The organism is Sphingobacterium thalpophilum, assembly GCF_901482695.1.
Classification (GTDB): domain Bacteria; phylum Bacteroidota; class Bacteroidia; order Sphingobacteriales; family Sphingobacteriaceae; genus Sphingobacterium; species Sphingobacterium thalpophilum.
This window is the reverse complement of sequence record NZ_LR590484.1, coordinates 1072419-1085767: the sequence shown is the minus strand read 5'-3', so window position 1 is coordinate 1085767 and position 13349 is coordinate 1072419. Positions and strand designations below refer to the sequence as shown.

11 protein-coding genes are annotated in these 13349 nt (G+C 42.6%); 4 read left to right on the top strand and 7 right to left on the bottom strand.

Annotation, left to right across the window (positions count from 1 at the left end; translation table 11 throughout):
- Positions 1-190: 190 nt before the first annotated feature.
- Entirely contained in the window at positions 191-1828 is a 1638-nt protein-coding gene (gene pruA / locus FGL37_RS04675) for an L-glutamate gamma-semialdehyde dehydrogenase (protein ID WP_028071528.1), read from the top strand.
- A gap of 71 nt (positions 1829-1899) precedes the next feature.
- On the opposite strand, the gene FGL37_RS04670 is transcribed toward pruA, so the two are convergent.
- The 6 genes from FGL37_RS04670 to FGL37_RS04645 all read right to left on the bottom strand — a co-directional run bounded on the left by FGL37_RS04670 (position 1900) and on the right by FGL37_RS04645 (position 7912).
- The gene (locus FGL37_RS04670; protein ID WP_028071527.1) at positions 1900-3081 is read right to left on the bottom strand and encodes a metallophosphoesterase family protein; all 1182 of its coding nucleotides are present in this window, start codon (positions 3079-3081) and stop codon (positions 1900-1902) included.
- A 4-nt stretch (positions 3082-3085) separates the two neighbouring features.
- Complete coding sequence (locus tag FGL37_RS04665; protein WP_037534141.1) at positions 3086-3850, bottom strand: endonuclease/exonuclease/phosphatase family protein; 765 nt, start codon at positions 3848-3850, stop codon at positions 3086-3088.
- A gap of 198 nt (positions 3851-4048) precedes the next feature.
- Entirely contained in the window at positions 4049-5074 is a 1026-nt protein-coding gene (gene recA, locus FGL37_RS04660; RefSeq protein WP_028071526.1) for a recombinase RecA, read from the bottom strand.
- 67 nt (positions 5075-5141) lie between these two features.
- Positions 5142-5819, bottom strand: coding sequence for an endonuclease III (gene nth, locus FGL37_RS04655; protein WP_028071525.1), 678 nt, complete (start codon positions 5817-5819; stop codon positions 5142-5144).
- A 193-nt stretch (positions 5820-6012) separates the two neighbouring features.
- The gene (locus tag FGL37_RS04650) at positions 6013-6204 is read right to left on the bottom strand and encodes a hypothetical protein (protein WP_028071524.1); all 192 of its coding nucleotides are present in this window, start codon (positions 6202-6204) and stop codon (positions 6013-6015) included.
- A gap of 82 nt (positions 6205-6286) precedes the next feature.
- Positions 6287-7912 carry a S8 family peptidase gene (locus tag FGL37_RS04645; RefSeq protein ID WP_028071523.1) on the bottom strand — a complete coding sequence of 542 codons (1626 nt, stop codon included), beginning with the start codon at positions 7910-7912 and terminating at the stop codon, positions 6287-6289.
- Between the two features lie 313 nt (positions 7913-8225).
- On the opposite strand from FGL37_RS04645, the gene FGL37_RS04640 reads away from it, so the two are divergent.
- Complete coding sequence (locus FGL37_RS04640) at positions 8226-10316, top strand: S9 family peptidase (RefSeq protein WP_051607246.1); 2091 nt, start codon at positions 8226-8228, stop codon at positions 10314-10316.
- 41 nt (positions 10317-10357) lie between these two features.
- On the opposite strand, the gene FGL37_RS04635 is transcribed toward FGL37_RS04640, so the two are convergent.
- The gene (locus tag FGL37_RS04635) at positions 10358-10621 is read right to left on the bottom strand and encodes a hypothetical protein (RefSeq protein ID WP_037534140.1); all 264 of its coding nucleotides are present in this window, start codon (positions 10619-10621) and stop codon (positions 10358-10360) included.
- A gap of 575 nt (positions 10622-11196) precedes the next feature.
- On the opposite strand from FGL37_RS04635, the gene FGL37_RS04630 reads away from it, so the two are divergent.
- Together FGL37_RS04630 and argG are read left to right on the top strand one after the other, a co-directional pair.
- Positions 11197-11913 (top strand): GNAT family N-acetyltransferase, encoded by a 717-nt coding sequence (locus tag FGL37_RS04630; protein ID WP_028071521.1) that lies wholly within the window; start codon positions 11197-11199, stop codon positions 11911-11913.
- Positions 11914-12073: 160 nt separating this feature from the next.
- Positions 12074-13258, top strand: a complete 1185-nt coding sequence (argG, locus tag FGL37_RS04625) for an argininosuccinate synthase (protein ID WP_028071520.1) — start codon at positions 12074-12076, stop codon at positions 13256-13258.
- The last annotated feature ends 91 nt before the right edge of the window (positions 13259-13349 follow it).

The following is a 13349-nucleotide window of genomic DNA, read 5'->3' as shown; positions in this document are numbered from 1 at the left end:
TTTCCAAGCTGCTCAAAGCGAGGGCTTAACTTTGGGTATTCATAAAAATTAAGGTAATTTTACTGCTATTGGCGGGTTAAATAGCAAGCTAACAAGCTGAAAACATTGGGTTTTATAAATAGAATTAGAAAACCTGCTAGCTATCGCCAGGAGAAGAGTAATTTTTGGATGAATAATAAATAATTGTAATATGTCTAAAGGATTTTTTACAGTTCCTGTTCCTACTAATGAACCGGTGTATACGTACGCTGTCGGAACGAAAGAGCGTAAGTTGTTGAAAGCAGCGATTGATGAAGCACGTTCTAAGCAGATCGATATCCCCATGTATATTGGCGGTAAAGAAGTGACGACTTCTAAAAAGGTAAATATAGCTCCTCCACATGACCATCAGCATATCTTAGGTCAATACAACCAAGGCGATAAATCACATGTAACGGATGCGATCAATGCCGCGTTAGCAGCAAAAAAGAACTGGGAGAATTTGGCATGGGAAGACCGTGCGGCGATTTTTCTGAAAGCGGCTGAATTGATTTCGGGTAAATACCGTTATGAACTAAATGCAGCGACCATGTTGGGGCAGTCAAAAAATCCGTACCAGGCAGAAATCGATTCCGCTTGCGAGATCACGGACTTCTTGCGCTTTAACGTGCAATACATGAGTGAGATTTACAAACAGCAGCCTCCCATTTCAGGAAAAGGGGTATGGAATCGTGTGGAGCAACGTCCGCTCGAAGGCTTCGTGTTTGCATTGACTCCGTTCAATTTTACGGCGATTGCTGGCAACCTACCTTCGTGTGTGGCTATGATGGGAAATGTTGTGGTATGGAAACCATCTAACACTCAGATATACTCTGCGAATGTATTGATGAAGATCTTCCGTGAAGCGGGGCTTCCAGACGGTGTAATTAACCTTGTATATGTTTCTGGTCCGGATGCCGGAGAAGTTATTTTCCAACATCCTGATTTCGCGGGTATCCATTTTACAGGATCCACAGGTGTATTCCAGGATATCTGGAAAACAATCGGCGATAATATCCATCGCTATAAGACTTATCCGCGTATCGTCGGCGAAACAGGGGGTAAAGATTTTATTGTTGTCCACCCTTCAGCCGATGTAAAAGTTGCAAATACAGCGTTGGTACGTGGTGCCTTTGAGTATCAGGGGCAAAAGTGTTCGGCGGCTTCCAGAGCATATATTCCTAAGTCCTTGTGGCCCGCATTAAAAGAATTGATGATCGCGGATGTCAAATCATTCACTATCGGTGGAACCGAAGACTTTTCTAATTTTATCAACGCGGTTATTGATGAGAAGTCATTTGATAAACTTGCAAAGTTCATAGAGCGTGCTAAAGAGTCCAATGACGCAGAGATTGTTGTCGGAGGTACTTATGATAAATCGAAAGGATATTTTATCCATCCGACGATTATTGAAGCATCAAAGCCGGATTACGAAACGATGGTAGAAGAATTGTTTGGTCCAGTGTTGACCGTATACGTCTACGAGGACGCTAAGTTTGAAGAGACATTGGATATCGTGGATAAAACATCTATCTACGCCTTAACGGGCTCGATTATAGCTCAGGATCGTTATGCGATTAATCTGGCTACCGATAAGCTTAGACATGCGGCAGGTAATTTTTACGTGAACGATAAGTGTACAGGTGCCGTGGTTGGGCAACAGCCTTTTGGCGGTGCAAGGGGTTCGGGAACGAATGATAAAGCTGGCTCTATGATTAATTTGCTCCGTTGGGTATCTCCACGCACAATCAAGGAGACATTCAATCCCGATACGGATTATCGATATCCTTTCTTGGAAAAAGGCGAATAAGTATCCATGTCATATCGATGGCAATTGTTCACTGGAGATAGGGAAGGCGCTCAAAAAATTGAGCGCCTTTCTTATAGGTTCAACAGTCCTAGTTCGACCCCGTCGTCCCGGGTCATACGTACCGTCAACGATTTATTCGTGCCTGATACGTCAATGACGGTCCTGTTACCAATTTTAGGACCGCCACCGATGAAAATAGCGTATTGGTGGTCCTTATCAGCTGGATAATATCCGTATTGATGGGTATGCCCCGAGATCATGACATCAATTTTGTACTTTTGAAATAAAGGATGAAAGGATGCTCGGTTATCTAATGTGCCGTGCCAGTCGTCCGAATGGAAAATCGGGATGTGACTAATGACAACCGTGTAACGGGCGGATTTTCTTTCTTTTGATTGCAGTACTTTTTCTAACCATCCCGCCTGTTCCTTTCGGTAATTATCGTAATCTACCGTGCCCCCGTAGACTTCGTGGTTGTCGGGCTTGTCCTCTCCGCTGTCCAGCATAACCCAGAAAACAGGACCTCTTTTGAAAGCTTGATAGAACTTGTTGTCTGGATAACCGAAGTATTGTTTGAAATTGCGGGCGAAGGATCCCCTGGTCTCATGATTGCCTCTGTTCATAATAAAAGGCTTGTCTGTTGCAAAGAAATGTATTGGTTTCAATAACTTTTCCGTAATATCATCCTGCTTGGTTACATAATGAAAGGAGTCTCCATTGAGTACGAAGAAGTCATAGGGAGAAGTGTCCTGCCGGGGCAACAAATCCCGATAACTGGCTTTTTCTTCATGTACATCATTATATATGAGACAGCGGATCTGATCTTGGTCTTCGTGGGCTAATTTCGCATCATATATTTTGCTCTCGATTTCCTGGCCATAAACGATCTTGTAGGGGTCGAATTTTTGAATTTCTTTTGCTTTGATGCGGTATCGGAACGTCGGTTGGGCTTGCTCGATGGTAAACCGAAAGCAATCGGTATTGGCGTTGATCATGCCGTCCGCTGACTGAAATATTTTCTCCTGTATATTGCCGGAATTGTCCAGAATTTCGACCCAGGCGAGCCCAGGTTTGTTCAGTATGCTAAAGATACTAATGCCCGTGGCCGTTTGGTTCTGTAGGTACGCCGGTATGATGAAGGCGAACTGTTCTTCTTCCGTATTTCCAGTTTGTTCCCGGGCTATAGCAATGTTGGGTAAAGTGATGCCTGCTAGGGCAAGAGCTTCTAAAAATTTTCTTCTATTAAAGTTCATAGGGTTATTTTATATCGATTTCAACATACAAAGGTCTATGGTCACTGGCATATCGTTCATCAAGGATACGATGGTTCGAGAATTTAGCGCCTGCACTGCTGATCATGATATAGTCTATTTCTGTATTAGGTGAGTCTTGGGGAAAAGTGAAGCCATTGGTGATGGTACTTTTTGTAAATATTTTTCCTAGTTCCACGATCGCGGGATCATGAGGTTCAGCGTTCAGGTCGCCAACAAGTATGGTAGGTAATTTTTCTTTTTTAAACCGTTGAGTAATAAATTTGGCTTGCGCAATTTTATTTTCATCTTTTAGGTCGAGATGGGTATTCGCAAATAACAGTTTTTTATTCTGGATCCTCACTTCGGCAACCGCAAGGCTGCGCTGTTCGCTTTTTGCGGGCGAGGGGAGGAAATGTTTTTCCACACGCTGGATCGGATGTTTGGATAATATAGCTGTTCCATACTCCCCTTTTTCCAGGTCAATTCCTTTTGAGAAAATGTAGTGCATACCCGTAAGCTCGGCGAGCTTTTTCGCCTGATTTTCGTTATTGGACCGACCTAAATTAACATCAACTTCCTGCAATCCTACCAGGTCAGCGTTGGTAGTTTTGATAATTTTTGCGATGGTATCCAGATTGATAACGGTTTCGTCCTCGGTGGGCGGGTTGCCGTGATGGATGTTGAAGGACAGTATGCGTATTTTTTGCGCACTGAGCTGAAAGCTGCTTCCGAGCAGGATAAAAAAGAATACAATTAATTTACGGTTCATGATATCAAATTAAGTCCAGCGTATGGGATGACAGGCAACTGCTGCTGGACTAAAATACTAAATCCGGCAGTAGATAGCAATCAATTCCAACGTGTAACGAAATAATCATTGAAGTTTGCAGCCGACATGATCTGAAGTTAAAAAAATAGCCGTCCTGCTCAGGGACGGCTATCTACATTATACTAATTATTACAGCAACTAGTCTTCATTTTCATCCGTGTGAAGCAAAGGATCTTCTCCTGTTACTTCCGCACGGATTTTGGCCTCAAGTTCGTCCATTAAATCAGGGTTGTCAAACAATAAGGCTTTTACGGCATCCCTACCTTGTCCTAGTTTTGTGTCACCATAACTAAACCAGGAACCAGCTTTCTTAATGATGCCATACTCAACACCCAAGTCGATGATTTCACCTACTTTAGAAATTCCTTCGCCAAAGATGATATCAAACTCCGCAATACGGAATGGAGGGGCTACTTTATTTTTTACAATTTTAACTTTGACGCGATTACCCGACACTTCTTCGGAGTCCTTAATCTGCGACGTACGGCGAATATCCAGACGTACAGAGGCATAGAATTTCAGGGCATTACCACCTGTTGTTGTTTCTGGGTTACCGAACATCACACCGATTTTTTCACGCAATTGGTTGATGAAAATACAGCAGCAATTGGTTTTGGAGATGGTACCTGTCAGCTTACGGAGTGCCTGAGACATCAGCCTCGCCTGCAGACCCATCTTTGAGTCTCCCATTTCGCCTTCGATCTCTCCTTTAGGAACGAGCGCCGCTACAGAGTCAATCACAATGACATCAATGGCGCCAGAACGGATTAAATTGTCGGCGATTTCCAAAGCTTGCTCACCATTATCGGGTTGTGATATCAGTAGGTTCTCGACATCAACACCCAGTTTTTGTGCGTAATATTTATCAAATGCGTGCTCTGCATCAATGATAGCCGCAATACCGCCTTTTTTCTGAGCTTCCGCGACGATATGCGTTGCCAAAGTGGTTTTACCTGAGGATTCAGGACCGTATATTTCTATGATACGCCCTTTTGGTACACCACCGATACCTAACGCAATGTCCAAGCCCAGTGAGCCAGTGGAAATTGCTTCGATGGGTTCGACGGCAGTATCACCCAATTTCATAATAGAACCTTTTCCAAAGTTCTTTTCTAGTTTATCTAGCGTAAGCTGTAAAGCCTTTAATTTATCTGTGTTGCTCATATTTTTAGTATATATTTATCAAAAGTAACAATAAAAAATTATAATCCAAATATTTTCACTAAAAAAATTAGTTTTTCGATTCAGCGGCGGCTGAAGTGTCTTTTATATGATATGTTTTCTCAAAATACTTGCACATATATGTAATAGGACATTTTTCGCATAGTGGTCTTCGGGCCAGGCAGATATAGCGGCCATGCAGAATAAGCCAATGGTGTGCAATGGCGATCGTATCCTTTGGAAGGTTTTTGACCAGCTGCTTTTCGGCGGCCAATGGCGTGGTTGCACGGTAGGTCAGCCCAAGCCGGTTGGCAACACGGAAGACGTGGGTGTCCACAGCCATGGCAGGATTGTGATACACCACAGACGAAATGACATTGGCTGTTTTTCTGCCCACACCCGGTAACTTAATAAGGTCCTCAATTTTTTCGGGAACCACATTGTTAAATTTTTCAATCAGCATCTGCGCCATGCCGACAAGATGTTTTGCTTTATTGTTAGGATAGCTGACTGACCGGATATAACTGAATACTTCATCTACACTTGAGGCTGCCAATGCCTGAGCGTCCGGATAACGTTCGAAAAGCTTAGGCGTAACCTGATTTATCCTCTTGTCTGTACATTGAGCAGATAAAATGACCGCCACAAGCAATTCATATGGATTACTATAGTTGAGCTCAGTCTGTGCGTCCGGATTGTTTTTTGAGAAATAATCCACAAAAGCTTTGTATCGTTCCTGTTTTAACATGATGTCCAAACTTAGCAAAAATTGCCATCAAAAAAGAAATTTTGCTCCACACCGGCGGTAGCGAAAAGGATGTTTTTATCCAAAGGTACAGTAGTCGACTGATAATCATCTCAGGTATGTGCTTGTTAGGGTAAGCAGTTTCCCGGAGCGGTAAGCGGCAGCGATGTGTTATAAATAAGGCCTAATCTCTTGATTAGGCCTTTCTTTTTTCCAGTTGTTTCGAATATGCCAAGATATTCGAAATACATTTTTTGCTTGGATGAAGCAACATTTTGGGCAATTGAAGTTTCAATTCATTTTCTACATCCTCGTCAGTCATTTCCTTCTCGTTTTGGGTTAGTAAATTTTGAACTTCGTTTTCTGATTGAGTAAAATTTTCTACCATACGCGTGCTATATTTTGTCTCTGTAAGTTAATTAATTAAACGGACAAAATATAGTTTTGGTATATAAAAAACGAGAATATTATTATTTTTTCTTTTTACTGTTATATTCTTCGGCTTTTAAGATTGCATTATAGGCGTTAACGATACCGCCGGTCACGGATATATCGGCCAGTCTGGCCATTTTGGTAGCTGTTTCACCAACTTTCACGCGCACAAGCTGATCGGGTTTTTCGACAGATTCCAAGATGATCTGTTTTGTTTCCACGGCCGTCAGCTCAGGGTAATAGGAACGGATCATTGCTGCCAGTCCTGCCACTACAGGGGCGGCCATACTTGTTCCTTGCTCTTCCTTATATTTTGAGTCAGGAACAGTCGAATTGATTTTTATTCCCGGCGCAAATACATCAACCGAATTTTTTCCGTAATTCGAAAATTCCGCCAACAGTTCGGTGTCTGGATATAAGCCTGTTGCCCCCACCGTGATCCAGCTATTGGCAACACCGGTCGTATCCCCCTTGGCATTGGTGTAGTATTTCATCGGGAAATTGGGTTCTATGTCGTTGTCTTCGCTGTCGTTTCCAGCAGCGTGTATCATCAGGACATCCTTCGATTCAGCATATTTAATTGCTTCATCTACAGCTTGTTTGTTGTGAGCATAACTCTTGCCAAAACTCATATTCAGTACTTTTGCGCCGTTATCTGTAGCATACCGAATAGCATTGGCCACATCCTTGTCCCGCTCATCGCCGTCGGGTACGAGCCGTACCGTCAGAATCTTAACATTGTCCGCTACCCCGTCGATGCCAATGTTATTATTCCGTTTGGCGCCAATAATGCCGGCGACATGACTCCCGTGAAGGGCATCAGGGCCCTTTACATCTGCATTTCCGTAAAAACGTTCCTTGGCATTTGCATAATTGTCTCCGACAATCGGACGGGAGTCGTACTCTTTATTCAGATGGTACTCGACTTGGTTGTTGAAATATTTAGCACCTTCCGTGATATCTTCATAAAATTTAACAAAACCATTTGCCTGGATTTCTTCCTTCGCATAGCCCAAGGCGATCCGTTGGTTGTTCGATTTTGGATGGTAGTTTTCCAGGTCGGAAAGTGTGATCTCTTCCGGTTTTTTCCCTATTTCCCGGACGACAGCGTCCAAATTACGTTTCAGGGCATCATAGGAAAATTGTCCCATCTTGGCTTCTTCGAGCTTGTTCTTATAGCTTACCACCATCTTTTGGTAGGCTAAAAAAGCCTTACGGTCTTTGGCACTCAATTCTGTAGCTGGCGTGACATTGGCAAATCTTTTGTCCAGCTCCCGTAATTGTCTTGTCAGTTCTAAATTGTCAAATTGAACATTCTCACCGTTGGCGTTACCGATGAAATTCCATCCATATTTGTCATTGATATAACCATTTCCGTCATTATCTTTCCCGTTGCCTATACTATCTTTGGGGTTGATCCAGACGACATCTTTTAGATCCTCGTGGAAAACATCTACGCCGCCATCCAGCACGCCGACAATGACGGGCGTGGATTTCTTACCCTTCAATAAAGTTTTATAGGCTTTCTCAGTGCTGATTCCCATAACACCGTCCGTCTGATAGTCCAGATTGAACCAATTTGCAGGAACACTGTCAGTCTGAGCAAAGGAAATAGCCGGTATCAGGCCTAACGCAATAAAATATAAAGTTTTTTTCAGATTCATATGTAAACATGTATTAATTCGGTTTAAAGTCGCCGCTGTTTGTGATGCGTATATCTGGACACTTACCCCGTATAAAGGCAAAGATAGCGTTATTGTGCCGGTGGAATTGTTAATTTTTACTAAAAATCAGATTTCTTTAAATACTTATTTTACTTACATTCTCCTGATCAGTTATTAGAGCCATGAAGCTATTTTTGTTATTTATGAAAAATGGCACTAAATTTCACATCTGTTGTAGCTTACATTTTACGAATGTTATTGGTTTAGAATCGCTTCGACAAATCATATAAATGATAAATAAGCATCCCCGAATATGAAATACAAGAAGAATATACAATGGCCCTCAGCTTTGCCACCACAAGCAGCAATCTATCCGCGCAAGAGGCTAATTCATGACGACGAGGTCGTTGATGATTATTACTGGATGATTGACTATTTCAAAAAAGGACCAAAATCTCAGGAAGTAATTAACTATCTGACTGCTGAAAATACCTATACAACGGATATGCTGCGGGATACCGAGTCATTGCAGCAGGATTTATTCGAAGAAATGAAATCCCGGATCAAGGAAAAAGACCAGTCCGTGCCATATTTTAAGAATGGGTATTATTATTATAGTCGTACAGAGGAGGGGAAACAATACTTTAAGTTTTGCCGCAAAAAAGGTACGCTGGAAGCCGAAGAGGAGATCTTGCTGGACATCGATGAAATGGCCCTGGGTTTTGCTTATTATACTGCGACAGGCTTCTCAGTCAGTCCCGACAATCGCCTGCTGGCGTTCAGCGTGGACACGGTTTCGCGCAGACAATATACCTTATACGTCAAGAATCTGGAAACGGGCAAAATTTATCCTGATCACATAGCCAATACCGAAGGGGCAGCGATCTGGGCTAACGACAACCGGACACTCTTTTACACAGCCAAAAATCCCGTCACGCTGCTCAGTGAAAAGATCATGCGGCATACATTGGGTACCGATGTTGCACAGGACTGCATCGTCTACGAGGAGAAAGACAATAGCAACTATATCGGGGTCCATAAGTCGAAAAACGGCAAATATATCTTTATCCATTCTGAAGGGACGTTATCTTCCGAAGTATGGCTCTTAGACGCCGAAGTTCCCGATGCGGCATTCCGTGTTTTTCAGCGGCGTTTGGAGAATGTACTTTATTCAGTAGTGGCTTTGGAGGACCGTTTTTTAATCTTAACTAATCTCGATGCGATCAATTTTCAGATCATGCAGTGTCCTTTGGAGAATACCGAAAGAACGTATTGGCGGCCTTTTGTCAAACATCGTCCTGATGTCCTGGTCACTGACATGGAAGAATTCAGGAACTTTTTGGCTATATCTGAAAGAAAAAATGGCTTGACGCAGCTACTGATTTATACGCTGGGGACCGGGCAGCAGCATTATCTCGAATTTGACGAAGCCACATACACCGTCTATCCCGGAATTAACGTTGAATACGAGACTGAAAAATTGCGTTATGGGTATACATCCTTGGTGACGCCTGGTTCTGTCTTTGAATACGATATGCGGGCACACAGGAAGACATTGCTGAAACAGCAAGAAATTTTGGGCGGCTATAATCCAGGGGACTATGTGACGGAAAGAGTATATGCTACAGCACGGGATGGGATGCGAGTTCCGATATCCATCGTTTATAAAGAGGGAACTGTATTGGATGGTTCAGCTCCCTTGCTCCAATATGCTTACGGCTCATACGGAGCATCGATGGACCCCAGTTTTTCCAGTAATCGAATAAGCTTGCTGGACCGTGGTTTTATTTATGCGATCGCACATGTCAGGGGCGGTGAGGAAATGGGGCGGCATTGGTATGAAGATGGTAAAATGATGCGAAAGAAAAATACATTTTATGACTTTGTCGATTGTGGCCGGTATCTGATCGAGCAGCATTATACCTCACCAGCGCATCTTTATGCCCAGGGGGGAAGTGCAGGAGGACTGTTGATGGGAGTGGTGGCCAATATAGCACCGGAGCAGTATCATGGGATCATTGCCCAGGTTCCTTTTGTGGATGTGGTGAATACCATGCTGGATGAAACTATTCCGCTCACTACCAATGAATATGATGAGTGGGGCAATCCAAATGAAGCGGAAGCTTACTTTTATATGAAAAGCTATTCTCCATATGAGAATGTTGAGGCCAATGCGTACCCGAATCTTTTGGTAACAACCGGCCTGCACGATAGTCAGGTTCAATATTTCGAGCCCGCCAAGTGGGTGGCTAAGCTGCGCGCCACTAAAGTTGGAGAATCGGTCGTCTTGTTGAAGACAGATATGGACTACGGACATGGAGGCGCCTCAGGGAGATTTGATTATCTAAAGGAAATCGCGCTGGAATATGCTTTTCTGTGTAAACTGGAAGACCTGGTAGGCTAAGGTACATTCCCGACAATAAAAAAGCGGCATCAGCCGCTTTTTTATTGTCGGGAATGATTTAAGCTATCTTGTTGTTTCTGTAAACGTTCTTCCCGTTCGATCTCCCGTGCGTCGATCTGATGCTGTTGGTAGTTGTCCATGGCAACTTTGCTCGCTTTCTGCGATACGTAGATCGCTAATATGGCTACGACGGTGATAATCGCGATCCCCCAAGCGTATTTATGTTTGTCCTGTTTGACTAGCCAATACATAAAAATGATATAAGGGATAGCAAAAATGATATAGAAAATTAAACTCGGTGACATCGTATTTTTTTCTAATGATTTGTACAAAAGTATCGTTTTTCATTAAGAATAACGAACAACCAAAAGAAACTGGGGGATTCAATTGACAAAGCCTTAACCCTTTATCTATTTTGTTGTCAAATTAATATAAGTATATAGCTGCGCCATAGCGGGAAATTGTGCGAACTAAATGGTTGAAAATGAAGTCGGGAGAATGCTTTTGCATGATCAATGTAACTTTTTGATTTTTGCAAAAAATCGAAGATAATATTGTAGAAAAGAAAAAAATATTTTTATACATTTGCATCGTCAGAAACAATTGACAGAGAATAAAAAATGAAACAGCACAAAAAAAACGATTACACTTGCACTCAAACTTTTGAGAAGTTTATGAGGAAGGTTTTCTGTGCTTTCATTTTCGTTGAAATACCTGTTTTACGCTTCCGACGACCCATACTACCTCGGGCTTGATTTGAGGTAGTGAATCTTTCCAAACAAGACCATGATTGTCCGATGGTTTTGAATTCCATTATTTTAATTTATTGAGTAACAAAACGCAACAATAGTTGTTGTTTTATTATTAGGGTCGTAAGTCAATGACTATATCAGATTTTTTAATTATCCCGGCTAAGCCAGAGCATGCACACTATGCAGAGGTAATTTGCAACGAAATGTTTGAGTCTGCAAAGGCTCGCGGTACTGGTATTGCACGTCGTAAGCCAGAATATGTTGCCAACAAGATGAACGAAGGCAAAGCCGTGATTGCTTTGCATAGAGATGGTAGATGGGCCGGTTTCTGTTATATTGAGACTTGGGGGCATGGAGACTATGTCGCTAACTCGGGACTTATCGTCAGTCCGGAATTTCGAAAAGTCGGTTTGGCCAAGGCTATTAAAAAACGAGTATTTGAACTGTCGCGCGAAAAATACCCGAAAGCGAAAATATTCGGGCTCACGACAGGCTTTGCCGTCATGAAAATTAATTCCGAACTGGGATATGAACCTGTGCCTTATTCTGAACTCACGACCGATGACGAGTTTTGGAAGGGCTGTCAAAGCTGTGTGAACTATGAAATTCTAATGAGCAAGGATCGTAAGAATTGTATGTGCACGGCCATGCTTTGGGATCCGGAGGAAAAAGAACGGGAGCTGAGAGAGAAGATTCAGCGTAAACATGAGGCAAAGGAACGCCTGGAGCGGATTACACAGAAGCAATCTTTACTAAAGCGTATTCAGGCTAAATTCTGGAGATCGACAAATAAGTTTTTCGCTGTCAATTTTCCAAAGCACAAAAAGGTGGCCAAAGGCTTTTAAAATTAGTGTCTTTTGGTAATCTTGTCTGAGTAGAATAGATTTACAAATAGAATATATACAGGGAACTAACGTTTAAAAGGTAGTTTTCCCATAATAAGCAAACCGAGTGTAAACGCAGCTTTGGGCTGCTGGATTTTGCACTCATAAACAAATTATTCCAATGAAGAAAGTAGTTTTAGCGTTCAGTGGAGGATTAGACACATCATTTTGTTGTATTTATCTTTCACAGGATTTAGGTTTAGAAGTTCACTCCGTAGTCGTAAATACAGGTGGTTTTTCGGCTGAAGAATTAAAGAATATTGAAGCGCGTGCTTATGCTTTGGGCGTAAAATCGCATACCACGATTGACGAAACGGAAGACTACTACCGCGAAACTATTAAATATTTGATTTTTGGCAATGTGCTGAAAAATGCGACTTACCCGCTATCAGTATCTGCTGAACGGGTATGTCAGGCGACCGCTATCGCTAATTATGCTAAGAAAATCGGCGCTGAATGTGTTGCCCATGGTTCTACCGGAGCAGGTAATGATCAGGTGCGTTTTGATATGATTTTCCAGACACTAATTCCTGGAGTGGAGATTATTACACCGATCCGCGACCTGCAGTTGTCCCGCGAAGCCGAAATCGAATATCTCCATAAACATGGCGTTGAATACTCTGCAGAGAAGGCCAAGTATTCAATCAATAAAGGCCTTTGGGGTACTTCAGTGGGTGGAGCCGAAACGTTGACATCAAACCAGTATCTGCCTGAATCTGCCTGGCCGACTCCCGTTACATCTTCCGAGCCTCAACAGATAACGATAGATTTTGAAAACGGTGAGCCTGTTGCGCTAAATGGTACGAAAATGTCTCCTGTCCAAGTGATTCAGGAACTTCAGGCAATCGCACAGCCTTATGGTATAGGGCGTGATATCCACGTCGGGGATACTATTATTGGTATCAAAGGTCGAGTTGGTTTCGAGGCTGCCGCTTCAGTTATCCTGATCAAAGCACACCATACACTTGAAAAACATACATTGACCAAATGGCAATTGTCATGGAAGGACCAAATCGCAGCGTTCTACGGAAATTATATGCACGAAGGTCAGATGCATGATCCTGTAATGCGTGACATTGAAGCTTTCTTGCAATCCTCTCAGAGCACCGTCTCCGGTCGTGTTATCGTTGAACTACATCCTTATCGTTTTATTGTGATCGGTATTGAGTCAGCGCACGATTTGATGTCCAATAAATTCGGTAGCTATGGCGAGATGAATAAAGGTTATACTGGAGAAGATGTCAAAGGCTTCTCGAAAATTTTCGGAAACCAGACGATCATCTGGCATAAAGTAAACCAAAAATAAAAATGTTTTTCGGGCGGTAGCTGATTTGACGTCAGACGGGTAGATAAGCTGTCGCCCAAACAGTTTATATCAAACTAAATCTAAAAAAGCG